This is a genomic window from Microbacterium sp. 69-10 (assembly GCF_001897945.1).
In the GTDB taxonomy this organism is placed as follows: Bacteria; Actinomycetota; Actinomycetes; order Actinomycetales; family Microbacteriaceae; genus Microbacterium.
In genome coordinates this window covers 129,985-156,144 of the sequence record NZ_MKRT01000024.1, presented here as the reverse complement: position 1 = coordinate 156,144, position 26,160 = coordinate 129,985, and the positions used below count along the sequence as shown (strand labels likewise).

Below are 26,160 nucleotides of genomic sequence, written 5' to 3'. Positions count from 1 at the left end.
CGGCCGAGCCGCTCCTCCTCAGGCGTCGGCTCGAAGCCGTCCATCCCGAACTGCCTGATGCGCCCGGTGAGCTCCGCCACCGCCTTGGCCGGCCTGCCGCGCCCGGCCATGATGCTGTTGCCGACGTCGACGATGTCGGCGCTGGAGCGCTGGTTCCCCAGCATCCGCAGGCGTATCGCGCCCGGGAAGCGGGCGGTGAACTCTGCGAAGTACTCGGTCGACGAGCCGGCGAACTCGTTGATGGCCTGCCAGTCGTCGCCGACGGCCATGACCCTCGCCCGCGGCGCCTGGCCCAGCACGGCCTGGATCAGGGCGTCGAAGCGCGGCGTGAAGTCCTGGAACTCGTCGATGACGATGTGCGTGATCTCGCGGACATCGCCGCTGCGGCCACCGCCGGAGAAGTCGGTGAATCCCTCCCCGACCCGCGCCGCCGCCCGCCAGACGATCCCGGGGAAGTCCTCCTCGTGCGCCTCGGCGAGCGCCTGCGCGTAGAGATCCAGCATCCGGGCGCCGAGCTCGATCGCGCCTCGACGGGACTCGTCCCCGTCGCGCTGCCGCCACTCCCGCAGCAGGTCCGCGCCGCTCCACATGCGCTGGCGCGCCCGCATCACGATCTGCGTGATCGCCCGCAGCAGTCTCTCGCCGATCGACCCCCGGATCGCCTCCCAGAGACGGTCGTCGTCCATCTCGGCGGTCGGGATGCCCGCCGAGCGGAGATCGCGGCGCAGGCGCGCCTCGAACCCGCTCGCCGCCGTGGTGCGCTCGTCGTAGCGCAGGTCTGCGGAGAACGGACGGCGCGGGTCGGTGATGGCGATCCGCAGCCGTGACCCGCCGTCCGCGTCGAGCAGCTCGAAGACGGAGCTGCTGCGGTGGAATCGGAAGTCCCGTCCATCGCTGCCCAGCCCGCTTCGCAGCAGGGCGTCGGCGATGCTCTGCGCGGCCCGGGTGGGCAGCGCGTCGCCGCGCAGGCTCCAGTACCGGGTGCCCGTCTCGCCGTCGGCGTCCGCCCGCACGAACGACAGCACCAGCTCCCGCATCTCGTCCTGCGACGCGGGGTCGTGCCACAGGGATCGCACGATCTCCTCGACGCGCCGATCCGCGTCCTCGGCGAGCACACGCTCCGCCGGACGGACCAGGCGGTAGGCGAGCGCGTCCAGCGTCATGATGTGCGGCTGAGCGGCCGCCGGCAGCCACTCCTCCGCGCGGCGCCGGAGATCCGCGGCTGCGGCGCCGTTGAACGCGAGCATGAGGATCTCGTCGGGCCGCACGCCGCGTCGCTCGATCAGGTGGGCGGCGCGGGCGATCATGGTCGTGGTCTTCCCGCTCCCGGCGCGGGCCTCGACGAGCGCATGCCCGTGGGTCGTGCCGATCACGGCCGCCTGTTCGGGAGTGGGCCGGAATTCGGGATGCTCCTCGCGGGCCCACTCGAGAACGGCGTCCGCGACCGATGCCTCCGGCGGCGGTGCGGGCCTCGTGCCCGGCGGCGGTGCGGGCGTCGCGCCCGACATCGATCTCCGCACGCCGGCGAGCAGGCTGCTGTCACGGAACGTGCGCGCCTTGGCGATCGTCGCAGCGGAGTCCTTCGCGACACGGGCGACGTTCTCGGGCAGCGCCCGCCACTGCCGCTCGGTCATGGCGGCGCGCAGGTCGGTCAGCAGCTCGCGCTCGACGTCCGAACGCGCGGCGGCGACGTGATCGGCGATCACGGAGGGCAGGAACCACGTCCGGTACCACGCGGACTTCTCGTCGTAGTCCCGCCATGTCGCGAGCAGGGCGCGAAGCACCACCACCGACCTCGGCGCGGGAGCGGGTGCTGTGCCGCCGCTCGCGGCGCGTCGTGTCGTGCTCGTCATTCCTCGGTCAAGCCTACTGACGCACTGGGTAGCATCTGGCTATGCCCGCTGCCCGGATCCTGCCGTCCGTCGACCCCGGCCCCGGCCGCACGCGACTGTGGTGGGAGATCGGCATCGTGCTCGCGCTCGGCCTCGGGCAGTCGGCGATCTACTCGATCGTGCAGCTCGCGTACCGACTCACCGACAGCACTCCCCTGGCCGATCAGACGACCACGCTGAACCCGTCGCGCAGCGACAGGGAGGCCTTCGACCTCATCTACCAGCTGCTCTCGATCGGGTTCGCGATCGTGCCGGTCCTGCTGGTCTGCTTCCTGCTCTGGCGTTCCCAGCGCCCGCACCTGCAGGCGCTGGGCCTGGACGGCCGGCGCTACGGGCGTGACACCGGCTGGGGCGCCCTGCTCGTGCTGGCCATCGGCATCCCCGGTATCGGCCTGTACCTGCTCGGACGCGCCCGGGGGCTGTTCGTCGCCGTCGACCCGGGTGGGCTCGCCGCGCACTGGTGGACGGTGCCGATCCTGCTGCTCTCGGCCGCTCGCGCCTCGATCCAGGAGGAGTTCGTGGTGCTCGGCTACCTGTTCGCCCGGCTGCGGCAGCTGGGCTGGGGAACCTGGCCGATCATCGTCGCCACCAGCGCGCTGCGCGCCAGCTACCACCTGTACCAGGGGCCGGGCGCGTTCATCGGCAACTTCGCGATGGGGATGCTGTTCGGCTGGCTCTTCGCCCGCACCGGACGCCTCATGCCGTTCCTGGTCGCCCACTTCCTCATCGACGCCGCAGCGTTCGTCGGCTATCCGTGGGCGGCCGCGATGTGGCCGGCCCTCTTCGGTCTGCCCGGCTAGCGCCGTCGCGGTCAGCGGGTGACGACGATCGAGACCACGGCCCACACCGCGATCACCAGCAGGGCGCCGAGAGCGGGCCAGTCCCAGCTGCGGCGGATCGGAGCATCGGCATCCTTCCGCGCCGCCTTCCAGCGCGAGCGGATGTCGGCGAGCTCCCGCACGCCGGACGGGGGCTTCACCCCCTCCACGTCCCGCTCGCGGGCGGTCTGCCGACGCGGGCGGGATCGTGCGGGACCGCCCATCGCAGTGGCCTTCGACCCGTCGTCGAGCGAGAACTCCAGCTGCCAGTGGAAGTCGACGTCCTTCACGTGCGCCCAGCCGAAGCTGATCCGGCGCAGCAGGTTCTGCATCCGCACGCCGCGCTCGTCCAGACGCAGCAGTGAGGCCGCGGACGCCGCGTAGACCACCCACAGCGCCAGCAGCACCCAGGGAGCGAGCAGCATCATCTGCCCGAAACCGGCGCGCACGGCCGCGTCGATGAGCAGGTACGCGACCACGAGCGTCGAGATCGCGAGGAAGACGAGTCCCGTCCACGCACGGTAGGTGCGCGGACGGGACTCGTTCGTCTCCTTGTCAGGAGAGCTCACAGGCCGCCCCCGCCGAGCTGGATGGAGGCTCCCGGGATGGCTTCGAGCAGACGCTGCGTGTACTCCTGCTGCGGGTTCGCGAAGATCTCGTCGACGCTCCCCTTCTCGACCAGCTTGCCCTTCTCCATCACGGCCACCAGGTCGCTGGAGACACGCACCACCGCGAGATCGTGCGTGATGAACAGATAGGTCAGCTGCAGTTCGCTCTGCAGCTCGGCGAGCAGCTTGAGGATCTGCGCCTGCACCAGCACGTCGAGGGCCGAGACGGCCTCGTCGAGAACGACCACGTCGGGCTTGAGCGCCAGGGCGCGCGCGATCGCCACGCGCTGACGCTGACCGCCGGACAGCTCGTTCGGGTAGCGGGAGACGACCTCGCTCGGCAGCGCGACCTGCTCCAGCAGCTCGAGCACGCGCTCGCGCCGCGAGGACTGATCGCCCACGCCGTGCACGACCATCGGCTCGGCGATGGTGTTGCCGATGTTGCGCAACGGATCCATCGACCCGTACGGGTCCTGGAACACCGGTTGCATCCGACGGCGCAGCGCGAACGCCTGCGCGTTCGACAGGTGCGACACGTCCTCGCCCGCGACCTCGATGGTGCCGGAGGTGACGGACTCGAGCTTGAGCACCATCCGCGCGACCGTGGTCTTGCCCGAACCCGACTCGCCCACGAGCGCCAGCGTCTTGCCCCGGGGGATGTCGAAGCTGACGTCGTCGACCGCGCGGAACAGCTCGCTGCGGAAACCGCCCTGACGGATCTTGAAGTCCTTCGTCAGCCCCGCCACGCGCACCATGGTGGGTGCGTCGGCGAGCGACTCCTCGGGCTGGATGCCGTGCTCGGTCACCTCGGCCTGGATCCGCTGCGAGGCGATGCTCGGAGCGGCCGCGACCAGGCGCTTGGTGTACGGATGCCGTGGGTCCTCCAGGATCTCGCGGCTGGGGCCGGCCTCGACGATCTCGCCCTGGTTCATCACGATGATCCGGGAGGCGCGCTCGGCGGCGAGTCCCAGATCGTGCGTGATGAGCAGCACCGAGGTGCCGCGGTCGCGCGTGAGGCTCGCCATGTGGTCGAGGATCACGCGCTGCACGGTCACGTCCAGCGCGGAGGTGGGCTCGTCGGCGATGAGCAGACGCGGGTCCGCCGCGAGGCCGATGCCGATCAGCGCACGCTGGCGCATGCCTCCCGAGAACTGATGCGGGAACTGGTGCAGGCGCCGCTCGGCATCCGCCAGACCCGCCTGCTGCAGCACCTCGATCGCGCGGCGCTTGACCTCGGCCCTGCCCTGGGCGATGCCGTTGGCGCGGATCGCCTCCTTGACCTGGAAGCCGATGCTCCACACCGGGTTGAGGTTCGACATCGGGTCCTGCGGGACGAAGCCGATGTCCCGCCCGCGCAGGTGCTCCATCTCACGGCGGCCGAGCTTGGTCAGCTCGCGTCCGTCCATGACGATCGACCCGCCCGTCACCTTGCCGGTGCCGGGGAGCAGGTTGACGATGGCCGCCGCGGTGGTGGACTTGCCGGAACCCGACTCCCCCACGATCGCCACGGTCTCGCCGGGGAAGATGTCGAAGCTCACGCCGTGCAGCACCTCGCGCACGCCGTGCTGGCCGCGAAAGGCGACCTTCAGGTCGCGGATGCTGACCAGCGGCTCCTGATCGATCGAAGCGTTCATCGGGTGGCCCTCGCCTTCGGGTCCATGGCGTCTCGGAGGAGCTCGCCCAGCACGACGAAGGACAGCACGGCCGTCGTCAGTGCGATCGACGGGTAGATCAGTGACATCGGGGCGACCCGCAGCGTCGATTGAGCGCGACTGATGTCGGCACCCCAGGACATCGTCTCCGTGCCGAGGCCGACACCGAGGAACGCCAGGGTGGACTCCGCCACGATGCCGCCCGCGAGCGCGAGCGTGCCGAGCACGATCAGCGGCGCGATGGCGTTGGGCACGACGTGAGCCATCAGGGTGCTGAACTTCGAGCGCCCGACGGCCTTGGACGCCGTGATGAACTCCGCCTGCCGCACCCGCATCACCTCGGCGCGGACCACGCGAGCGGTGGCCGCCCACGCGAACCCTCCGATCGCGAGCGACAGCGTGAACACGTTGCGGTACTTCTCGAACACCGTCATCACGACCACGGCGGCCAGGATGTAGGGGATCGAGAAGAACATGTCACCGATGCGCGAGAGCAGCGAGTCGACCCAGCCGCCGTAGTAGCCGGCGATCGTGCCCATGATCCATCCGATGCCCGAACCGATGATGGTGGACAGCAGACCCACGCTCAGCGAGGTGCTCGCGCCGTGCACGATGCGGGAGAACACGTCGCAGCCCTGGAATGTGAAGCCCAGGATGTGATCGCCCGTCGGCCCCTTGTTGGAGTTCTCCAGCAGGCACTGGTTGTCCGGAGGCACCTGCGTGAACAGGGTCGGCCACACGGCCATCAGCAGCAGCAGCGCCACGAACCCCAACGAGATCCAGAACAGCGGGCGGCGGCGCAGGTCGTACCAGGCATCGCGCCACAGATTGGAGGGCTTGCCGCTGACGCGCACGGCGTCGGTGGGCGGCTGCTCCGTGGTGACGGGGGCGACATAGCGCCGGGACAGCGGGTCAGACATAGCGGATCCTCGGATCGAGCAGCCCGTACAGCAGGTCGACGAGCAGGTTCACCAGCACGTACAGCACGACGAAGATCGTGACGAACGAGACGATGGTCGGGCCCTCATGCTGCAGGATGGCGCGGAAAAGGGTGTTTCCGACGCCGGGGATGTTGAAGATGAACTCGGTGACGGTCGCGCCGACCAGCAGCACGCCGAAGTTGGTCGCGGAGTTCGTGATCACCGGGATCAGCGAGTTGCGGATCACGTGCACGGGAAGGACGCGGTACTGCGGGAGGCCCTTGCTGTAGGCGGTGCGCACCCAGTCCTGGTTCATGGTCTCGATGACGGAGCCGCGCATGAGCCGCATGCTGGTGGCGTACAGGCTGAGGCCCAGCACGATGGCGGGCAGCCACATGTCCCCCCAGCCGTTCTGACCGCCGACCGTCGGCCGGAACCAGCCCAACTGGATCGCCAGGAAGTACTGGGCGAGGAAGCACATCACGAAGATGGGCATCGACAGGAAGACCAGCGCGATGATCAGGGCGACGTTGTCGGAGACCTTCCCCTTGCGCAGCGCCGAGAACGTGCCGACGATGATCGACAGCAGGAACTCGATGCCGATCGACAGCACCGCCAGGCGGCCGGTCACCGGCAGAGTGCGGGCCAGCACGTCGTTGACGGACTGGCCGGAGAAGGTGGTGCCCATGTCACCGCGGACGAGCCCCGACATGTAGTAGTAGTACTGCACGATGAAGGGCTGATCCAGGTGGTACTGGGCGCGGATCGCGTCCAGCAGCTGCTGGCTGGGCTGCTTGTCGCCGAAGAGCGCGGCGATCGGGTCGCCTGGCATGGCGAACACCAGGGCGTAGATCAGCAGCGTGGATCCCAGGAAGACGGGGATCAGCTGCAGGATACGGCGGACGATGTAAGAGAACATCCACTCTCGATTCGTGCGGACGATGCACTCCGTGGGTACGCCGTGAGGCGACGACGTTCACGTCGCCGCCTCACGGTCAGCCCTGCGGAGCCTTACTTCGTCTTGTCCTTGGTGATGTCTTCGAACAGCGGCACGGAGTTCCAGCCGAACTTCACGTTGTGCACGCTCTCACCGAAACCACCGATGGAGTTCTGGTACCACAGCGGGATCGCCGGGAGGTCCTTCACGAGGATCTCCTGAACCTGGGTGTACTTCTTGACCGAGTCCGCCGGGGTGTCAGCGGATGCGCCCTCTGCGAGGAGCTTGTCGACCTCGGGGTTGGTGTAGTCGCCGTCGTTGGACGAGGCGCCCGTCGAGTAGAGCGGGAACAGGAAGTTGTACACACCCGGGTAGTCGGCCTGCCAGCCCGAACGGGCCGCGGTCTTGAAGGTGCGCTTGCCGTCGGCGTCCTTGGCGTTGATCGCCGCGCGCAGCGTGGCGAAGTCGACGTACGAGGCGCCGGCGGCATCGATGCCGAGCGTGTTCTTCAGCGAGTTGGCGACGGCCTCGACCCAAGCCTGGTGCGGGCCGTTGGCGTTGTAGGCGATCTCGAACTTGCCCGACCACGGCGAGATCTTGTCGGCCTCGGCCCACAGCTTCTTCGCCTCCTTCGGGTCGTACTTCAGCGCGTCGCCACCCTTGAGGCTCTTCTGGTAGCCGTCGAGTGCGGGCGAGGTGAAGTCGGTCGCGGGGACGCGCGTGTCGTTGAAGATCGTCTTGGTGATCGACTCGCGGTCGATCGCCATCGACATCGCCGCGCGACGCAGCTTGCCCTCGTCGCCGGAGAAGTGCTCGATCCACTCGCCGATCGTGAACGACTGGAAGATCGCGGCGGGCTGGTTGACCGCGCGGTCGCCGAGGTCGCTCTGGAACGTCGCGATCGAGGCATCCGGGATGCTGTCGATGACGTCCAGGTTGCCGCCCAGCAGGTCGGCGTAGGCCGCGTCGTACGAGGTGTAGAACTTCAGGGTCAGACCGCCGTTGGCGAGCTTGCGCACACCCTTGTAGTCAGGGTTCTTGACCAGGTCGATCTGCACGTCGTGCTGCCAGGCACCGTCGCCGGCCAGCTTGTAGGGCCCGTTGCCGATCGGGTTCTCGCCGAACTTCGCCATGTCGGTGAACGCGACATCGGGAAGCGGGTAGAACGCGGAGTAGCCGAGGCGGGTCGCGAAGTCGGCGGCCACCGGGCTGGTCAGCTTGATGGTGAACTCGGTGTCGCTGACCTTCTTCAGACCGGTGAGCTCGGAGTCAGCTTCGGCGTTGAAGCCCTCGATGTCAGCGAACCACGACTGATTCAGCTGCTTGTTGGAGAACAGCGCCCCGTAGTTCCAGGCCTTGATGAAGTTGTCGGCCTTGACGTCGCTGCCATCGGTGAACTTCATGCCCTTCTTCAGGGTCACAGTCAGCTCGTCGGGTGCGGTGACCTCGATCTTGTCGGCCATGTCGTTGACGAGCTTGCCGCTGCCGTCGTAGTAGGCCAGACCCGCGAAGATCGAGTCGAGGATCTTGCCTCCACCGACCTCGTTGGTGTTGGTCGGGATCAGCGGGTTCTCGGGCTCGGAACCGCTCGCCGTGATGATGGCCTTGGGGTCGGTGTTGCCGTTCCCCGTGTCGGCGCTCGGCTTCGGGTTGGAGCCGGACGACGAGCAGCCTGCGAGCACGGTGACGCCCGCGACCAGAACTGCCGCACTGGCGAGTGCGATCTTGTTGCGCTTCACTTCGTGTCCTCCTATGGACTTCAGAGCGTGACGCCATCCTCAGCTGCAAGGGCGGCGCATGAACCGATCCTAAGACGGACTCCCACGAAGGACCCGCTCCGTGAGGCAAGCGTTATGACGTCTTAACCGAATCACCCCGCCGCCGGAACCGGCGACGGGGTGATCACGAGGGAGCGCTCTCAGGCGAACGCCTCGATCGGCGGGCAGGCGCACACCAGATTGCGGTCTCCGTACGCCTGATCGATGCGGCGCACCGGCGGCCAGTACTTCGTCGCGACCAGCGCGTGCACGGGGTATGCGGCCTCTTCGCGCGTGTACGCGTGAGTCCACTCCCCCGCGATGAGCGACGCGGCTGTGTGCGGTGCGTTCACGAGCGGGTTGTCGTCCGCCGGCCAGCGCCCGGCGGCCACGGCATCCGCCTCGGCCTTGATCATGATCATCGCCTCGATGAACCGCTCCAGCTCGCCCAGGTCCTCCGACTCCGTCGGCTCGACCATGAGCGTGCCCGCGACGGGGAACGACATGGTCGGCGCGTGGAAGCCGAAGTCGATGAGACGCTTGGCGACGTCGTCGACGCTGATGCCGGTGGCCTCCTTGAGCGGACGCAGGTCCAGGATGCACTCGTGGGCGACGCGGCCGTTCTCACCGGTGTAGAGCACCGGGTAGTGGTCGGCCAGGCGCGCGGCGATGTAGTTCGCCGACAGCACGGCTGCGGCCGTGGCGTTGCGCAGGCCGTCCGCACCCATCATGCGCACATACGCCCAGGAGATCGGCAGCACGCCCGCCGAGCCGTACGGCGCAGCGGAGACGGGACCGCCCTCGAACACGTATCCGCCCGCGTGCACGTCCTTCTGCGCCTGCGGGTGGCCGGGCAGGTGCGGCGCGAGGTGCGCCTTGGCCGCCACCGGGCCGATACCAGGTCCGCCGCCGCCGTGCGGGATGGCGAACGTCTTGTGCAGGTTCAGGTGCGAGACGTCGCCGCCCAGGTCGCCGAAGCGGGCGTATCCGAGCAGCGCGTTGAGGTTGGCGCCGTCGACGTACACCTGGCCACCGGCATCGTGCACGGCGGAGGTGATCTCGACGACCTGCTCCTCGTACACGCCGTGCGTGGACGGGTAGGTGATCATCAGTGCGGCGAGGCTCTCGGCGTGCTGCTCGATCTTGGCGCGCAGGTCGCCCAGGTCGACGTTGCCGAGCTCGTCGGTCGCCACGACGACGACCTTCATGCCCGCGAGCACGGCGGATGCCGCGTTCGTGCCGTGCGCCGACGACGGGATGAGGCACACGGTGCGGTGCTCGTCGCCGTTGGCGTGGTGGTAGCCGCGGATCGCGAGCAGGCCGGCGAGCTCGCCCTGGGAGCCGGCGTTCGGCTGCAGGGAGACAGCGTCGTAGCCGGTCACCTCGGCGAGCCACGCCTCGAGCTGGTCGATCATGGCGAGCGAGCCCTCGACGTCGTCCGCCGGGGCGAACGGGTGCAGCTGGGCGAACTCGGGCCAGGTGATGGCCGCCATCTCGGTGGCCGCGTTGAGCTTCATCGTGCACGAGCCCAGCGGGATCATGCCGCGGTCGAGCGCGTAGTCGCGGTCGGCGAGCTGCTTGAGGTAGCGCATCATGGCCGTCTCGGAGCGGTGCGCGTGGAACACCGGGTGCGTGAGGTACTCGCCCTCGCGCAGCAGCGCCGTGGGCAGCGCGCCCGTGGACCCGCCGTCGACGCGCCCGAACACGCGCTCCTCCTTGCCGCCGAACAGCACCGCGACCCGGTGCAGGTCGGTGACGGTGGTGGTCTCGTCGACCGCGATGCCGACGGTGTCGGCGTCCACCAGGCGCAGCAGGATGCCTGCCTGATGCGCCTTCTCGACCAGCGCGGCGGCGCCACCCGCCACCCGCACGTTCAGGGTGTCGAAGAACGCGTCGTGCACGACCTCGGCACCGGCCTCGACGAGCCAGTCGCGCAGGAGTGCGGCATTCGCGGCGACGTCGCGCGCGATCGCGCGCAGGCCGTCGGGGCCGTGGTAGACCGCGTACATCGAGGCCATGACGGCCAGCAGCACCTGCGCGGTGCAGATGTTCGAGGTGGCCTTCTCACGGCGGATGTGCTGCTCGCGGGTCTGCAGGGCGAGACGATAGGCCGGGTAGCCCACGGCATCCTGAGAGACGCCGACGAGGCGACCGGGCAGCTGACGCTCGAGGCCCGCGCGCACGGCCATGTAGCCGGCATGCGGTCCGCCGAAGCCCATCGGCACGCCGAAGCGCTGCGTGGTGCCCACGGCGACATCGGCGCCGAGCGAACCAGGCGAGCGGAGCAGCGTGAGGCCGAGCAGATCAGCCGCGACCACGGCGATGCCGCCGGCCAAGTGCGCTGCGTCGATCACGGCGGCCGGGTCCCAGACGCGCCCGGAGGCACCCGGGTACTGCACGAACACGCCGAACAGCTCGGCGGGCAGCTCCTCGCCCGCGGCGAGGTCGCGCTCGACCAGCTGGATGCCGACGGCGGCCGCGCGGGTCGCCAGCAGCGCCTTGGTCTGCGGAAGGGCGTCGGTGTCGACGACGAACACGTCGGTCTTCGCCTTCGAGGCGCGCCGCGCCAGCAGCATCCCCTCGGCGACCGCGGTCGACTCGTCGAGCATCGACGCGTTGGCCGTCGAGAGCCCGGTGAGGTCGGACACCATGGTCTGGAAGTTGATCAGAGCCTCCAGGCGGCCCTGCGAGATCTCCGGCTGATACGGCGTGTACGCGGTGTACCAGGACGGGTTCTCGAGCACGTTGCGCTGGATCACCGAGGGCGTGAAGGTGCCGTAGTAGCCGAGGCCGATCATGGCCCGGTTCACGGTGTTGCGGTTCGCGAGCGAGCGCAGCTCCGCGAGCGCCTCGGCCTCGCTGGCGGCGCCCGGGATGGCGGATGTGGGCGCAGGGGTGAAGATCGACGCGGGCACGGCCTGGCGCATCAGCGCCTCGACCGGGCTCCAGTCGGCCAGCTCGGAGGTGACCCCGAGCGCATCGAGCATCTGCCGCTGCGCATCGGAGGTCGTCCCGATATGACGGTCTGCGAAGGAGACCACTCTCAGCCCTCCGTGATCGCGGTGTAGCCGTCGCGGTCGAGCAGACCGTCGAGGGCGCCGTCGGCGACCTCGACCTTGATCATCCACGCGTCCTCGAAGGGCGAGGAGTTGACCAGCGACGGGTCGTCGACGATGGCCTGGTTGACCTCGACGACGGTGCCGGCGACGGGCGCGTACAGCTCGGAGACCGACTTGGTGGACTCGGCCTCGCCGAAGACGTCGCCGCTGCTCAGCTCGGTGCCGACCGCGGGCAGCTCGACGAAGACGATGTCACCGAGGGCGTCGGCGGCGTAGTCGGTGATGCCGACGGTCGCGACGGAGCCCTCCAGGGCGACCCACTCGTGCTCTTCGCTGTACTTGAGGGTGGTCAGATCGGTCATTTCTTCCTCCGGTAGAAAGGCAGGGCGGTCACGGTCGCGGGGATCTTCGTCCCGCGCACATCAAGGAATACTGCGGTTCCCTCCTCGGCGGAAGAGGGGTCGACGAAGGCCATCGCGATGGGGTGGCCGAGCGTCGGGCTGAGGGCGCCGCTGGTGATCTCGCCGAGGGTCGCACCCTCGGCATCCACCACGGCGTAGCCGGCACGGCCGGCGCGACGGCCCTCGGCCTGCAGGCCGACGAGCACGGGTGCGCCCTCGGCGGGCGTCACGGCGCCCTGCCCGACGAAGCGCTCCTTGTCGGTCACGACCACGCGGCCGAGCCCGGCCTGCGCGGGCTTGATCTCGCGGTTCAGCTCGTGGCCGTACAGCGGCATGCCCGCCTCGAGGCGCAGCGTGTCGCGGGAGGCGAGGCCGCAGGGCACGAGGCCCTTCGACTCACCGGCGGACAGCACGGCGTCCCAGAGCGACTCCGCGTCGGCGGCGGCCACCAGCAGCTCGAAGCCGTCCTCGCCGGTGTACCCGGTGCGGGCGAGCAGCAGCGGCTTGCCGTTCCACGTGGCGTCGGCCCAGGCGTAGTACTTCTGCTCGGCCCAGGGGATCGAGACCTCGCCGATGCCGGCGACCTCGGTGAGGATCTGCTCGGCGGCGGGGCCCTGCACCGCGATCAGCGCGTAGTCGTCGGAGACGTCGACCGTCTCGACGTCGAACCCGTCGGTGCGGGCGAGCAGCGCCTCGCGCACAGCATCCCGGTTGCCCGCGTTGGAGATGATCAGGAAGTCGTCGTCGCCGAGGCGGTAGACGATCACGTCGTCGATGATGCCGCCGTCCTCGGCGAGCAGCAGCGAGTACTTCGCCTTGCCCACGGTCATCGCCGACAGGCGGCCCGCGAGCGAGTAGTCCAGGTACGCGGCGGCGTCGGCACCGCGTACGGTGAACTCGGCCATGTGCGAGATGTCGAAGATCCCGGCGGCCTCGCGCACGGCGTGGTGCTCGGCGAGGTCGGAGGTGTAGCGCACCGGCATCTGCCAGCCGCCGAAATCGGTGAAGGAGGCGCCGAGCGCCTCATGGCGCGCACGGAGCGGGGTGTAACGGGGTTCGGTCACGGAGTTCTCCCGGTCGGGTTGCAGGACGACATCATCGGCGTCCTCGGAACTCCCCCTCTGTCATCGGGCCTGAGAGCTTCGCCCACCCTGCGACGGTCTCGGGGACCCATGTCAGGAGAGAGGCTTTCACCGTCGGCGGATGCCGGAGCATCGCTTTTCAGAGCGGCCGGACCAGCACGGTAGGGGTACCTGAGAGATTGGCGGGGAGGCTTGCTCCTTCGGTGTCCGGCTGCGATCACCGGACTCTCCCGCACAGGTCGTTCGGCCTGTATTGAATTGGCTGTTCAGTTAGGCCTCCAGCATAGCGGCACGGCGGCGTGTCCCGCGCCGTTCCGCGGCGGAGTGCGTGCCGTCACCCGGCGACGGGGAGACCCAGGAGACGTGCGCCGTTGCGCCACAGGACGGAGCGCATCCACTCGTCTCCGAGACCGAGGTCGGTGAGGGCGGACAGCTGCCGGGCGTACGGGTAGGGGATGTTCGGGAAGTCCGATCCGAGCACGATGCGCTCCTGCAGCGCTCCGAGGCGCTGGAGGTACCCGTCCGGCCACACCGACGGTCCGTCCAGGAACCCGGTCGCGAACATCGTGGTGTCCAGATGCACGTTCTCGTACTGCTCGGCCAGGTCGGCGAAGGCGTCGTACTCCGGCATCCCCATGTGCGCGATGACGAACGCGAGGTGCGGGTGGCGCGCGAGCACCGCGCCGATGGCGTCCGGTCCGGTGTGCGCACCGGGCAGCGGCCGCGAGCCGGCATGGATGACCACGGGCACGCCGGCACGCTCGAGTGCCGCCCAGGCCGCATCCAGCACCGGATCGTCGGGCGCGAACCCGCCGACCTGGACGTGCACCTTGAACAGCCGCGCACCGGCTTCGAGTGCCTCCGGCACGTAGGACGCCGACTCCGGTTCGGCGAACAGGGTCGCGCAGTGCACCACGTCGCGGTGCGCCGCCGCGAAGCGCCGGTTCCAGTCGTTCAGCCAGGCGGCCATCCCCGGCTTGTGCGGATAGGTCAGGGCCGGTATCGCCCGCATCCCCAGTCCGCGTGCGATGGCGAGCCGAGTGTCGTCGTCGTACCGGTACTGGATGGGCCAGGCGTGGCCGTAGTTCTGCTCGGCGGCGTCGAAGTACGACCAGACCTTGTGCAGCATCCGCTCCGGGAGGAAGTGCACGTGCACGTCGGCGAGCCCGGGGATGCGCAGCGCGGAGAGGTAGGCGGGGACCTCGGCGTCCGTCACGGGCCCTGGTGTGGTGTCGGATGCCGGCATGCCCCCATCCTCTCCCCTAGGCTCGTCGATGTGAGTGGCACGACAGGCGAGCACGACGCGATCCGCGTCGCCGTGTCGACCGTCATCTTCTCGCTGCGCACGGCGCCCGAGGGCGATCGGCTGATGCTGCCGCTGGTGCGGCGCACCCGCGAGCCGCACCTGGGCGCGTGGGCGCTGCCCGGCGGGTGGCTGGATCCGGCCGAGGACCTGGATGCCGCGGCATCCCGCACGCTCGCCGAGACCACCGCGCTGAAGCCGAGCTACCTGGAGCAGCTGTACACGTTCGGCGACGTCGACCGCGCACCCAGCCGCGCGATCTCGATCGTGTACTGGGCTCTGCTGCGATCGGACCTCGTCGATGCGCAGCGCTCGGCGGCGGATGCTCCGGAGAACGTCGAGTGGTTCGACGTCGACGCCATCCCGCCACTGGCCTTCGACCACAACCGCATCGCCGAGTACGCCCTGGACCGGCTGCGCAACAAGGTCGGCTACAGCCGCATCGCGGCGGGCCTGCTGCCCGACGAGTTCACCCTCACCGAGCTGCGCGAGGTGTACGAGGCGGTGCTGGGCCGTCGCCTGGACCCCTCCAACTTCCGCCGCCTGCTGGAGGGGTCGGACGAGCTGGTGCCGACCGAGTCGTTCCGCACCGGCAAGCACCGTCCGGCGCGTCTGTACCGCTACAACGCCACCTCCTGAGCCGTCGCTGCACGGCATCGTCGCGTCATGCCGATTGCACTTCTGGTCAGATCGACATAATCTGATCCCGCACACTAAGCGTCGAAGTGACCAGAAGGCGGCGCCTGATGTCTGAAACCTCTCTGCTCGACCCCTCTGTCGACCACGCGATCCAGGCGATCGTGCTCGGCGGCTCCACGGAGTCGACGTGCACCACCGACCTCGCGGCCGGCCCCTGGGACTTCGACATCCGCCCCGGCTACGGCCCCGGCTCCTCGATGGGCGACGTCATCCCCACGGGTTCGCCGCGCCAGGGCGAGCTGCCCCAGGACTACCGCGATGCCGACGAGGACGAGCTGCACGATCGCATCCGCGCGGCCAAGCTGGCCCTCGGCGAACGCGTCGTGGTGCTCGGCCACTTCTACCAGCGCGAGGAGGTCGTGCGGCACGCCGACTACGTGGGCGACTCCTTCCAGCTCGCGAACGCCGCACTGGAGCATCCGGACGCCGAGGCGATCGTGTTCTGCGGCGTGCACTTCATGGCCGAGACCGCCGACCTTCTCTCCGGCCCCGGGCAGTCCGTGATCCTGCCGAACCTCGCCGCGGGCTGCTCGATGGCCGACATGGCCGACATCGACCAGGTGGAGGACTGCTGGGAGCAGCTCGCCGACGTCTACGGCCCGCTGGACGTCGCCGACGACGAGGGCTTCGTGCCCGTGATCCCGGTCACCTATATGAACTCCTCCGCCGCCATCAAGGGTTTCGTCGGGCGGCACGGCGGCATCGTCTGCACCTCCTCGAACGCCGCGACCGTGCTGGAGTGGGCGTTCGCCCGCGGCCGTCGCGTGCTGTTCTTCCCCGACCAGCACCTGGGCCGCAACACCGCCAAGGCGATGGGCGTGGAGCTGGAGCGGATGCCGATGTGGAACCCGCGACGGCCGCTCGGCGGCTCGACCGCCGGCGAGCTGCAGGATGCCCGAGTCATCCTGTGGCACGGCTTCTGCTCGGTGCACCGCCGCTTCAGCGTCGACCAGATCGAGAAGGCCCGCGCCGAGCACACGGGCGTGCGCGTGATCGTCCACCCGGAATGCCCGATGGAGGTCGTCGACGCCGCGGACGAGGCGGGCTCCACGGACTACATCCGCAAGGCGATCGCCGCCGCCACGGAGCCCACCGTCTTCGCGATCGGCACCGAGATCAACCTCGTCCGGCGGCTCGCCGCCCAGTTCCCGCAGCACGAGATCTTCTGCCTCGATCCCGTCGTCTGCCCGTGCTCGACCATGTACCGCATCCACCCCGGCTACCTCGCGTGGGTGCTGGAGGAGCTGGTCGGCGGGCGCGTGGTCAACCGCATCCGCGTCTCGGACGATGTCGCGGCTCCGGCCCGGGTGGCGCTGGAGCGGATGCTGGCGGCGAAGCCGCGATGAAGGTCCTGATCGCAGGCGCGGGCATCGCGGGACTGACCGCGGCGCTGCGCGCGGATGCCCTCGGCCACGACGTCGAGGTGCTCGTGAAGGGCGCCCTCGGCGACGGCTGCACCGCGCACGCGCAGGGCGGCATCGCCGGCGAGTACGGGCCGGGCGACTCGCCTGCGCTGCACGCTCTGGACACCATGCACGCGGGTGACGGACACGGGGATCCGGTCGCGATCGCGGCTCTGGTCGACGGCGCGATCGCTGCCCTGGACGCGCTGGTCGCGGCGGGCGTGCCCTTCGACCGCGCCTCTGACGGCTCGGTCGCCCGGGGCCTGGAAGCCGCGCACAGTCTGCCGCGCATCGCGCACGCCGGCGGCGACGCGACCGGGAAGGCGATCTCCGACGCGCTCGTCTCCCGGGTGCGCGCGAGCGCCGTGCAGGTGCGGGAGGGCGCGTTCGCCGCGGACCTGCTGACGGCGGGCGGCCGCGTGCGCGGCATCCGCCTGCTGAGCGGTGAGGAGCTCGAAGCGGATGCCGTGGTGCTCGCGACCGGCGGCGCCGGACGCGTGTACCCGTTCACCACCAACCCGTCCGGCACCACGGGCGACGGGATCGCGATGGCGCTGCGCGCCGGGGCATCCGTCGCCGATCTGGAGTTCGTGCAGTTCCACCCGACCGTGCTGTCCGGTCACGAGCCGTTCCTCGTCTCCGAGGCCGTGCGCGGTGCGGGTGCGGTGCTGCGGGATGCCGAAGGACGGCGCTTCATGGTCGACGAGCATGCGGATGCCGAGCTCGCACCGCGCGACGTCGTCGCGCGCGCCGTCGCACGCCAGGCGCTCACGCAGGGCTCCCCCGTCGTGCTCGACGCGACCGGCGTGCACGACCTCGCCGCGCACTTCCCGACGATCGACGCGGAGCTGCGCTCCCGCGGGATCGACTGGACCCGTGAACCCGTGCCCGTCTCCCCCGCAGCGCACTACCTGATGGGCGGCGTCGTCACCGACGTCGACGGCCGCACGACCCTGCCCGGCCTCTGGGCCGTCGGCGAGACGGCGCGGACCGGCGTGCACGGCGCGAACCGCCTCGCCTCCAACTCGCTGCTCGAGGGCGCCGTGTTCGGCGCGCGCCTCGCCGAGGCACTCACATCCGCTTCCGACGCGCAGCTTCCGCCAGATCCCGGCATCCCAGGACGGTCCAGGTATCAACTTCTGCCGTTTGACTCAGATCATTCCGGCAGATCTTGCGACCTGGACGGTCCTTCGTTCGCCCGGACGGCTCTGCAGCGGCTGATGTGGGAGAAGGTCGGGCTGCTCCGCGACGACGAGGGGCTCGCGGATGCCGTGCGCACCCTGCACGCGTGGGAGGCGCCCGCGCCGCGCACGCCGGTCGAGCAGGAGGACGCGAACCTGCTCGTGGTCGCGCGGGCCGTGGCATGCGCCGCACTCGCCCGCACGGATTCGCTCGGCGCGCACTTCCGGCTCTCCCCTGCCCTGACCGCTCCCGCACCGACCCCGTCCGCCCTGATCGGAGCCGCATGATCACCCCCGCCACCCTGCACCGCACCGTCAGCGCGGCTCTGGAGGAGGATGCCCCGTGGGGCGACATCACCAGCACCGCGCTGCTGCCGGCAGGGGCGCAGGCCACGGCCGATCTCATCGCCCGCGAGCCAGGCGTCTTCAGCGGCGGCGAGGTGTTCGCAGCCGCGTTCGCGCTGACCGATCCGAGCATCCGGGTCGATCTGCACGTCGCCGATGGCGATCGCTTCGAGGCCGGCGATGCGCTGGCATCCGTGTCGGGTCCGGCGCGCGGCATCCTCACCGCCGAGCGCGTCGCGCTCAACTTCACCCAGCGGATGAGCGGCATCGCGACGCTCACGGCCGCCTACGTCGACGCCGTCGATGGGACCGGTGCACGGATCGCCGACACGCGCAAGACCACCCCGGGGCTGCGGGAGTTCGAGCGGCATGCCGTTGTCAGCGGCGGCGGCAGCAACCACCGCCGGTCGCTGTCGGATGCCGTGATGGCGAAGGACAACCACCTGGAGCTGCTGCGTCAGAGCGGGCAGGATCTGGCCACAGCCCTGCGCGAAGCGCTCTCCCGCCTGCCGCACACCACGCACGTGGTGGTCGAGGTCGACCGCCTGGATCAGATCGACGCGGTGGTGGCGGGCGGTGCCGACACCGTGCTGCTCGACAACTTCCCCCTCGACGATCTGCGCACGGCCGTCGGCCTGCTCGCGGGTCGTGCGACCGCCGAGGCATCGGGCGGCGTGACCCTCCACACCGTGCGCGGCATCGCCGAGACCGGCGTGCAGGTGATCTCGGTGGGCGCGCTGACCCACTCCGCACGCGCTCTGGATCTCGGGCTCGACCTGCGGATGCGGTGATGCTGTATCTCGACCACGCCGCGACCTCGCCGGTGCGCCCCGAGGTGCTGGAGGCGATGCGCCCGTACCTGACGGACGTCTTCGGCAACCCGTCGAGCCATCACACGGCCGGCGAGGCGGCGGCGGATGCCCTGGAGGGCGCCCGCGCGCGAGTCGCGGCCGCCCTGGGCATGCGCGCGAACGATGTGGTCTTCACCTCGGGCGGCACCGAGGCGAACAATTCGGGTGTGAAGGGCATCGCGCTGGGCGCCCTCGACGCGGACCCGCACCGCCGGCACCTGATCACCACTCCGATCGAGCACGAGTCGGTGCTGGAATCCGCCCGCTACCTGGAGCGGTTCCACGGCGTGGACGTGACGCTGCTCCCCGTGTCCGAGAGCGGCGTCGTCGATCCCGATGACCTCGCCGCGGCGCTGCGCCCGGAGACGGCGCTCATCTCGATCGCGCACGCCAACAACGAGATCGGGACGGTGCAGGACATCGCCGCACTGGCAGCCGTCGCGCGGGCGCAACGCGTTCCGCTGCACGTCGATGCGGTGCAGTCGGCGGGGTGGCTGGATCTGCGGATGCTGGGTCAGGATGCCGGAGTCGCGGCGATCTCGATCGCCGGGCACAAGCTCGGCGCGCCCAAGGGCACCGGCGCCCTGGGGGTGCGCGCGCGAGTCCCCCTGGAACCGCTGCTGCACGGCGGCGGCCAGGAGCGCGGTCGGCGCAGCGGCACCGAGAACGTCGCGGGAGCCGTCGCACTGGCGACCGCCCTCGAGCTCGCCGAGGCGGAGCGCGCGGCGTCGTCCGCCGCGGTCACGGACGCGACGCGCGCTTTCATCGCCGGTGTGCTGGGGGCCGTCCCGCAGGCGCGCCTGACCGGGCATCCGACCCGCCGCCTGCCGGGCACGGCGAGCTTCACGTTCGGGGGCGTCAGCGGCGAGTCCGTGCTGCTGGAGCTCGAGCGACGCGGCGTGATCAGCTCCAGCGGATCCGCGTGCGCGGCCGGCTCCGACGAACCCTCGCACGTGCTGGTGGCGTGCGGCATCGACCCGCTGGTCGCGCAGACCTCGGTGCGGTTCACCTTCGGGCGCACTCCGCTGCCCGAGGGCGCGCCGGCGCAGCTCGCGGCGCTGATCGCAGCATCCGTAGCCGCGGTCGCGCACGCCTGAGCCGCGGTCGCGCACGCCTGAGCCGAGCACTTCCCGCGGACTTGTGCACCTCCCGCGGACGAATCACGGGAATCCATCCGCACCAAGCGCACTTCTCCGCGCGAAGCGCGCACCCCCGACATCCGGAAACCCACCCGCCTGCGAAAAAGTAGGATCGGGGTCGTGCATCCGCTCGTCACCATGATCGTCCCGGGGCGCGACATCGCCTCGTTCGCACCCGCCGCGATCGCATCGCTGCGAGCGCAGAGCATGCCGCGGTGGCGGGCGCTCCTCATCGACGACGGCTCGATCGACGGCACCGGAGCCGTGTTCGCCGACGCGGCGGCGTCCGACGACCGCTTCGAGGTGCTGCATCACGTGGAGGCCAGGGGCCTGGGCGCGGCCCGCAACATCGGACTGGATCGCGTCGACACCCCGTTCGTGGGGTTCCTGGATGCCGACGACGAGCTCACCCCGGCGGCGATCGCCCTGTGGCTCGGCGCGCTCGACGAGTCGGGCAGCGACTTCGTCGCCGGCGCATACGTGCGCAATCGCGCGAACGGCACCGGATATCTTCCCGGGCGCGTGCAGCCGTGGGTGGCGAAGGCCACCTCGCCGCGGCGCCTCGGCGTCACCCTCGCCGAGCACCCGGACGCCTCCGCGAACATCGTCGCGTGGTCCAAGCTCAGCCGCACGAGCCTCTGGGAGGGCCTGCGTTTTCCCGAGAACGTCGCCTACGAGGATCAGATCGTCGCGCAGCGGATGTACACCGAGGCGCGGGCGTTCGATGTGATCCCCGACATCGTCGCGCACTGGCGGCTGCGAGCCGACGGCACCTCGATCACGCAGGGCAAGGACCGGATGCCGGTGCTGCGGGACTACCTCGCGGCGCTCCGCGGCGGCATCCGCGTGCTGCACGAAGCCGGCCAGCGCGCGGCCGTCGTCGCCCGCCTGGACCTGATCCTCGCCATGGATCTGCCGCCGCTGCGGCGCATCGCCGCCGAGCATCCCGACCCCGAGTACTCCGCGGCGCTGGCGGCCTTCGAGGCCGAGCTCCAGGCGCTTCCCGAGTTCGCCGAAGCCCGCCCCGACCCCGCCCTCGCCGCCGCACTCGCGTGGTGAGCCCGAACGGAGACGCCGTGACCGACTACCTCGAATCGCTCTTCTCGCTGCACGGCCGCACCGCCGTCGTCACCGGCGGCTCCTCCGGCATCGGCCGCGGCATCGCCACGGCGCTCGCGAAGGCCGGGGCGGCGACCGTGATCGCCGCCAGGGGGCGGGATCGCGTCGAGCGGACCGTGCAGGAGCTGACGGATGCCGGATGCCGCGCCGCCGGCGTCATCGGCGATCTGAGCACCCGCGAGGGCGTCCGGACTCTCGCGGAGGCCGTCGCAGAGCCGTTCGGCGAGCCGGACATCCTGGTGCACTCGGCGGGCATCAACATCCGTCCGCCGATGACCGAGATCACCGATGACGACTGGGATGCCACCCTCACCGTGAACACGCACGCCCCGTTCCTGCTGGGGCAGCGCTTCGCGCCGGGCATGGCCGCGCGCGGGTACGGGCGGATCATCCACATCAGTTCGCAGCAGGCGCATCGCGCGTTCGTGTCCAGCGGCATCTACGGCGTCTCGAAGGGCGCGGTCGAATCCCTCATGCGCTCGGAGGCGGAGGCGTGGGGCGGGACAGGGGTCACGAGCAACACGCTGGTGCCCGGCTTCGTGCTGACTCCGCTGAACGCGCGACTGCAGGAGGATCCCGCGAAGGTCGCCGAGCTCGCGGCGCGCACCATGATCGGCCGCAACGGGCTGCCGGACGACTTCGCCGGCGCCGCCGTGTTCCTGGCCGGAGCGGGGTCGAGCTACGTCACGGGGCACTCGCTGTTCGTGGACGGCGGCCTCTCCGCTCACTGACGGCGCGCGAACGCGCGTCGACCCGCCGCCGCTAAGCCTCCGGGTCGAGGTGCGGTACGTCGGGCACCGGGACGGATGCCGTGAGCGCGCGCACCGCGTCCTCGGCCGCCGAGTCCTTCGGCGCCTGATCGGCGCGCCGCTCCGGCAGGGCGGGAGCGTCGTCCGAGAGCACGTTCGAGGCGGCCATCTGCTGCGCGGCCAGCTCGGTGTACAGCCCGCCCGCGGCGAGCAGCTCGGCGTGCGTCCCGGACTCCACGATGCGGCCGGCCTCGATCACATGAATCATGTCGGCACCCATCACTGTGGAGAGCCGATGCGCGATCGTGAGCACGGTGCGCCCGGCGGCCGCCTGGTCCAGCGCGTGCTGCACCACCCGCTCCGACACGGTGTCCAGGGCGCTGGTCGCCTCATCCAGCAGCAGCACCGGCGGGTCCTTCAGCAGCACGCGGGCGATGGCGATGCGCTGTTTCTCGCCGCCGGAGAGCCGGTAGCCTCGCTCGCCCACGACGGTGTCGTAGCCGTCCTCGAAGCCCGCGATGATGTGGTGGATGTTGGCGGCTGTGCAGGCCGCGATCAGCTCCTCCTCGGTGGCCTCCGGCTTGGCGTAGAGCAGGTTCTCGCGGATGGTCGCGTGGAAGAGGTACGTCTCCTGCGACACGATGCCCACGTCGTCGATGATCGACTTCTGGGTCAGCGTGCGCACGTCCGCACCGCCGAACAGCACCTCGCCTGAGGCCGCGGCGTACATCCGCGGGGCGAGATAGAGGATTGTGGTCTTGCCCGCCCCCGAGGGCCCGACGAACGCGACCTGCTGCCCGGGCTCGGCCACGAACGAGACACCCTGCAGCGTCGCTCGCGCGTCCGGTGCAGCATCCGGATAGCGGAAGACGACGTCGCGGAACTCGACCCGTCCCCGCGGACCGGGCGCCTGCGACACGGGGATCGCGTCGGGGGCGTCCTGGATCTCCGGGACCATGTCGAGGTACTCGAAGATGCGCGCGAACAGGGCGGAGGACGTCTGCAGGTCGAGCGCGACGCGCATCAGGCCCATCATCGGCATGAGCAGACGGGCCTGCACGGTGGTGAAGGCGACGATGGTTCCCGCCGTGATCGCGCCGGTGCCACCCGCGACCAGGTAGCCCGAGACCAGGTAGATCACGGCCGGGATGGATGCCATCAGGACCTGGACCACGGCGAAGAAGCCCTGGCCGCTCATCGCCTGGCGCACCTGCAGGCGCACCTGGTTGCGGTTCTCCTGCTGGTATCGCGAGGACTCGGTGCGCTGCCTGTTGAACGACTTCGACAGCAGGATGCCCGAGACGCTCAGCGTCTCCTGCGTGATCGCGGTCAGCTCCGACAGCGACTCCTGGGTCTGGCCGGCGATGCGTGCGCGCACCTGCCCGACCCGGCGCTGCACCAGTACGAGGAGCGGCATCAGCACCACGGCGATCAGAGTCAGCCGCCAGTCGATCAGGATCATCGCGACGAGCGAGGCGATCACGGTCACGACGTTGCCGAGGATGCTGGTGATCGTGTTGGTGAGCACGCCGGACACCCCGCCGACGTCGTTCTGCAGCCGCGACTGGATGACACCTGTCTTGGTGCGGGTGAAGAAGCCGAGCTCCATCGCCTGCAGATGCTCGAACAGCCGCACCCGCAGATCGCCCGTCACGCTGTTGCCGACCGTGGAGGTGAGCCAGGTCTGCGCGACCCCGAGTCCGGCCGACAGCAGGAACAGCCCGATCATGCCCAGCACGAGCCGCAGCAGCAGACCGAGCACGGGCTCCCCGCCACCGACCGGAAAGAGCGCGTCGTCGAAGATCCGCTGCACCAGCAGCGGCGGGATCACCGCGATCGCGGCGCCCAGCACCACCAGCACGACCGTCAGCGCGATGCGTCCGCGGTAGGGGCGGAAGAGCGCGACCACGCGCTTCCCGAGGTCAGCGATCCTGGGCGCCTCCGCGTTCAGCCTGCGCTGCGCCGCCTCGTCCACACCGCGGAATCCGCGACCGCCCCCACCGCGAACGCCACCCATGCTCATCGCCCCAGGCTAATGCGCCCGTCCGACGTCGACGCCCGTTCGGGGCGCGTTCATCGGAAAGATCCTGCGAACCGGAATGGAATGTCGGTGGCTCCGGTTACGCTGTAACGCTGATCAGTCGCACTCGCGAGAACACCGCACATCAAGATCTCCTGAGGAGTCCCATGTCCACCGCCGACACCGGCACCACACCCGCCCAGGGCGCTTCCCCCGGCTTCATCCCGGCCAAGGACATGGCCGTCATCTGGGTGCTGCTCGCAGCCGCCTTCGTCGCCATCCTCAACGAGACGACGATGGGCATGGCGATCCCGCACCTCATCACCGACCTCGGCATCACACCGATCGCCGCGCAGTGGGTGACCAGTGCGTTCATGCTCACCATGGCCGTGGTCATCCCGATCACCGGGTTCCTGCTGCGCCGTTTCACGACGCGGCAGATGTTCCTGAGCGCCATCGCGCTGTTCTCCGTCGGCACGCTGCTCGCAGCGCTGGCGACCGGATTCCCGATGCTGCTCGGCGCCCGCGTCGTGCAGGCGTCCGGCACGGCCGTGATGATGCCGCTGCTGATGACGACGATCATGAACCTCGTGCCGGCCGCCTCCCGCGGTCGCATGATGGGCCGAGTGAGCGTGGTCATCTCGCTCGCTCCGGCAATCGGACCGACCATGTCCGGCTTCCTGCTCGATCACTTCGGCTGGCGCGCCATCTTCGTGGTCGTGCTGCCGATCGCCCTGGTCGCGATGTTCATCGGATGGCGCTGGCTGACGAACGTCGGCGAGACCACGCACGCCCCGATCGACGCACTGTCGATCGTGCTCTCGGCCTTCGGCTTCGGCGGTCTCGTGTTCGGTCTCAGCCAGATCGGCGGTCTGGGCAACGGCGCCAGCTGGATGCCCATGGCGATCGCCCTCGCGGTCGGCGTGGTCGGGCTCGGCCTGTTCCTCTGGCGCCAGGTGGTGCTGCAGAAGGAGGACGACGCGCTGCTCGACCTGCGCGTGTTCGCGTCGCGCGACTTCTCGCTCTCCATGGCGCAGATGTTCCTGCTCTCGCTGGCCTTCTTCGGCAGCATCACGGTGATCCCGCTCTTCCTGCAGGACGCCCTGCAGCTGAAGGCGCTCGACGCCGGTCTGGTCGTGCTGCCCGGTGCCCTCGCGATGGGTCTGCTGGGCCCGGTCATCGGCCGCATCTACGACAGCCACGGCACCAGGATCCTTCTGATCCCGGGGTCGATCCTCGCCGCCGCCATGCTGTGGCTGTTCACGACGCTCAACACCGGCAGCTCGGTCTGGCTGGTGATGGTCGCGCAGACGCTGCTCTCGGTGGGGCTCGCCCTGTCGTTCACGCCGCTGTTCACCGCGTCGCTGGCCTCGCTCAAGCCGAAGTTCTACTCCTACGGCAGCGCGGTGATCGGCACCCTCCAGCAGGTCGCCGGCGCCGCGGGCATCGCGGTGATGATGGCCGTGTTCACCACGATCGTGAACGCGGGCGGCGGCACCGAGGTGCCGGCGGCCGTCGCCGCGGGCACGCGCACCTCGGTCACGATCGGCGCGGTCATCGCCACGATCACGATCATCGGCGCCTTCCTGATCCGCAAGCCCGAGGACGACGGCGAGGGGCCGCAGCACGGCGGGCACTGACCGCAGTCGCATCGTCACATGGCACTGCCGCACGCCCGGCGTCCCCGGGCGTGCGGTAGTGTTCCGGGTATGACCCGTTGGTTCGCGTATTTTGGGCCGGCTCTGGAGGAGCCGGCGCGGATGTAGCGCGCACCGACACCTTCAGAGCCGGCAGAGGCAGAGCATCCGCTCTGCCTTTCGTCATTCCGGGGCGAAGCCCCGTGCCGTTTTCGGCGGGCTCTGCACGGGGTCCGCCTTCGAGAGGACTGGACCCATGAGCAGCATCACGACATCCGACCGCACCGCCGACCTGCACGTCAGCGGCTTCGCCACCCTTCCCTCCCCGTCCGAGGTGATCGGCGAGCTTGCGGTCGACGACGACCTCTGCGTCGTCGTCTCCCGAGCCCGCGACGAGGTGCGGGCGATCATGTCAGGCGCGGACGACAGGCTCCTCGTCGTCGTCGGCCCGTGCTCGATCCACGACACGGATGCCGGGCTCGAATACGCCCGCCGACTGGCATCCGAGGCGGAACGCCACCGCGACCACCTGCTGATCGTCATGCGCACCTACTTCGAGAAGCCGCGCACCACGGTCGGCTGGAAGGG

Annotated in this window: 20 protein-coding genes, 1 pseudogene and 1 riboswitch (1 of these 22 only partly in view); of the genes and pseudogenes, 10 read left to right on the top strand and 11 right to left on the bottom strand. The window is 70.0% G+C overall.

Features of this window, described 5'->3' with window-relative positions:
• The coding region (locus BGN97_RS11775) for a UvrD-helicase domain-containing protein (protein WP_292701616.1) at nucleotides 1-1,853 on the bottom strand (1,853 nt) is incomplete at its 3' end.
• Nucleotides 1,854-1,894: 41 nt separating this feature from the next.
• On the opposite strand from BGN97_RS11775, the gene BGN97_RS11770 reads away from it, so the two are divergent.
• A complete protein-coding gene (locus BGN97_RS11770) occupies nucleotides 1,895-2,692 on the top strand; it encodes a CPBP family intramembrane glutamic endopeptidase (protein WP_292701612.1) in 798 nt (265 codons plus the stop codon).
• An 11-nt stretch (nucleotides 2,693-2,703) separates the two neighbouring features.
• Here the strand turns inward: BGN97_RS11770 and BGN97_RS11765 are convergent, their stop codons facing one another.
• The 9 genes from BGN97_RS11765 to BGN97_RS11725 all read right to left on the bottom strand — a co-directional run bounded on the left by BGN97_RS11765 (nucleotide 2,704) and on the right by BGN97_RS11725 (nucleotide 14,372).
• A complete protein-coding gene (locus BGN97_RS11765) occupies nucleotides 2,704-3,279 on the bottom strand; it encodes a PH domain-containing protein (protein ID WP_292701609.1) in 576 nt (191 codons plus the stop codon).
• Nucleotides 3,276-4,952: an ABC transporter ATP-binding protein gene (locus BGN97_RS11760; protein WP_292701606.1), complete on the bottom strand. Its 1,677-nt coding sequence runs from the start codon at nucleotides 4,950-4,952 to the stop codon at nucleotides 3,276-3,278. Before BGN97_RS11760 ends, BGN97_RS11765 begins: the two co-directional genes overlap by 4 nt.
• Nucleotides 4,949-5,890, bottom strand: a complete 942-nt coding sequence (locus tag BGN97_RS11755) for an ABC transporter permease (RefSeq protein ID WP_292701603.1) — start codon at nucleotides 5,888-5,890, stop codon at nucleotides 4,949-4,951. Before BGN97_RS11755 ends, BGN97_RS11760 begins: the two co-directional genes overlap by 4 nt.
• Nucleotides 5,883-6,809 carry an ABC transporter permease gene (locus BGN97_RS11750; protein ID WP_285633932.1) on the bottom strand — a complete coding sequence of 309 codons (927 nt, stop codon included), beginning with the start codon at nucleotides 6,807-6,809 and terminating at the stop codon, nucleotides 5,883-5,885. Before BGN97_RS11750 ends, BGN97_RS11755 begins: the two co-directional genes overlap by 8 nt.
• 92 nt (nucleotides 6,810-6,901) lie before the next feature.
• Nucleotides 6,902-8,566, bottom strand: a complete 1,665-nt coding sequence (locus BGN97_RS11745; protein ID WP_292701600.1) for an ABC transporter substrate-binding protein — start codon at nucleotides 8,564-8,566, stop codon at nucleotides 6,902-6,904.
• A gap of 179 nt (nucleotides 8,567-8,745) precedes the next feature.
• On the bottom strand, nucleotides 8,746-11,625 hold the full coding sequence (gene gcvP / locus BGN97_RS11740; RefSeq protein ID WP_292701597.1) for an aminomethyl-transferring glycine dehydrogenase: 2,880 nt from the start codon (nucleotides 11,623-11,625) through the stop codon (nucleotides 8,746-8,748).
• A gap of 2 nt (nucleotides 11,626-11,627) precedes the next feature.
• Entirely contained in the window at nucleotides 11,628-12,005 is a 378-nt protein-coding gene (gene gcvH, locus BGN97_RS11735) for a glycine cleavage system protein GcvH (RefSeq protein ID WP_285633941.1), read from the bottom strand.
• Nucleotides 12,002-13,108 carry a glycine cleavage system aminomethyltransferase GcvT gene (gene gcvT, locus BGN97_RS11730; RefSeq protein WP_292701592.1) on the bottom strand — a complete coding sequence of 369 codons (1,107 nt, stop codon included), beginning with the start codon at nucleotides 13,106-13,108 and terminating at the stop codon, nucleotides 12,002-12,004. The genes gcvH and gcvT overlap by 4 nt, the downstream gene beginning before the upstream one ends.
• Before the next feature lie 167 nt (nucleotides 13,109-13,275).
• Nucleotides 13,276-13,369: riboswitch (glycine riboswitch) on the bottom strand.
• A gap of 91 nt (nucleotides 13,370-13,460) precedes the next feature.
• Nucleotides 13,461-14,372, bottom strand: coding sequence for an amidohydrolase family protein (locus tag BGN97_RS11725; RefSeq protein WP_292701589.1), 912 nt, complete (start codon nucleotides 14,370-14,372; stop codon nucleotides 13,461-13,463).
• A gap of 30 nt (nucleotides 14,373-14,402) precedes the next feature.
• On the opposite strand from BGN97_RS11725, the gene BGN97_RS11720 reads away from it, so the two are divergent.
• From BGN97_RS11720 to BGN97_RS11690, 7 genes are all read left to right on the top strand, one after another.
• Entirely contained in the window at nucleotides 14,403-15,068 is a 666-nt protein-coding gene (locus tag BGN97_RS11720) for an NUDIX domain-containing protein (protein ID WP_292701586.1), read from the top strand.
• 107 nt (nucleotides 15,069-15,175) lie between these two features.
• Nucleotides 15,176-16,474, top strand: a complete 1,299-nt coding sequence (gene nadA, locus BGN97_RS11715) for a quinolinate synthase NadA (protein WP_292701583.1) — start codon at nucleotides 15,176-15,178, stop codon at nucleotides 16,472-16,474.
• Complete coding sequence (gene nadB, locus BGN97_RS11710; RefSeq protein ID WP_292701580.1) at nucleotides 16,471-18,000, top strand: L-aspartate oxidase; 1,530 nt, start codon at nucleotides 16,471-16,473, stop codon at nucleotides 17,998-18,000. The genes nadA and nadB overlap by 4 nt, the downstream gene beginning before the upstream one ends.
• Nucleotides 17,997-18,848 carry a carboxylating nicotinate-nucleotide diphosphorylase gene (gene nadC, locus BGN97_RS11705; RefSeq protein WP_292701577.1) on the top strand — a complete coding sequence of 284 codons (852 nt, stop codon included), beginning with the start codon at nucleotides 17,997-17,999 and terminating at the stop codon, nucleotides 18,846-18,848. Before nadB ends, nadC begins: the two co-directional genes overlap by 4 nt.
• Complete coding sequence (locus BGN97_RS11700) at nucleotides 18,848-20,005, top strand: cysteine desulfurase family protein (RefSeq protein WP_292701575.1); 1,158 nt, start codon at nucleotides 18,848-18,850, stop codon at nucleotides 20,003-20,005. Before nadC ends, BGN97_RS11700 begins: the two co-directional genes overlap by 1 nt.
• 162 nt (nucleotides 20,006-20,167) lie before the next feature.
• Nucleotides 20,168-21,106 carry a glycosyltransferase family 2 protein gene (locus BGN97_RS11695; protein ID WP_292701573.1) on the top strand — a complete coding sequence of 313 codons (939 nt, stop codon included), beginning with the start codon at nucleotides 20,168-20,170 and terminating at the stop codon, nucleotides 21,104-21,106.
• Nucleotides 21,107-21,123: 17 nt separating this feature from the next.
• Entirely contained in the window at nucleotides 21,124-21,897 is a 774-nt protein-coding gene (locus tag BGN97_RS11690; RefSeq protein ID WP_292701571.1) for an SDR family oxidoreductase, read from the top strand.
• A 31-nt stretch (nucleotides 21,898-21,928) separates the two neighbouring features.
• Here the strand turns inward: BGN97_RS11690 and BGN97_RS11685 are convergent, their stop codons facing one another.
• Nucleotides 21,929-23,932, bottom strand: coding sequence for an ABC transporter ATP-binding protein (locus BGN97_RS11685; RefSeq protein WP_292702177.1), 2,004 nt, complete (start codon nucleotides 23,930-23,932; stop codon nucleotides 21,929-21,931).
• Nucleotides 23,933-24,102: 170 nt separating this feature from the next.
• Between BGN97_RS11685 and BGN97_RS11680 the strand changes: the two genes are divergently transcribed.
• Entirely contained in the window at nucleotides 24,103-25,575 is a 1,473-nt protein-coding gene (locus tag BGN97_RS11680; RefSeq protein WP_292701569.1) for an MDR family MFS transporter, read from the top strand.
• Between the two features lie 253 nt (nucleotides 25,576-25,828).
• A pseudogene (locus BGN97_RS11675) lies at nucleotides 25,829-26,160 on the top strand (3-deoxy-7-phosphoheptulonate synthase); it runs 741 nt beyond the window's last position.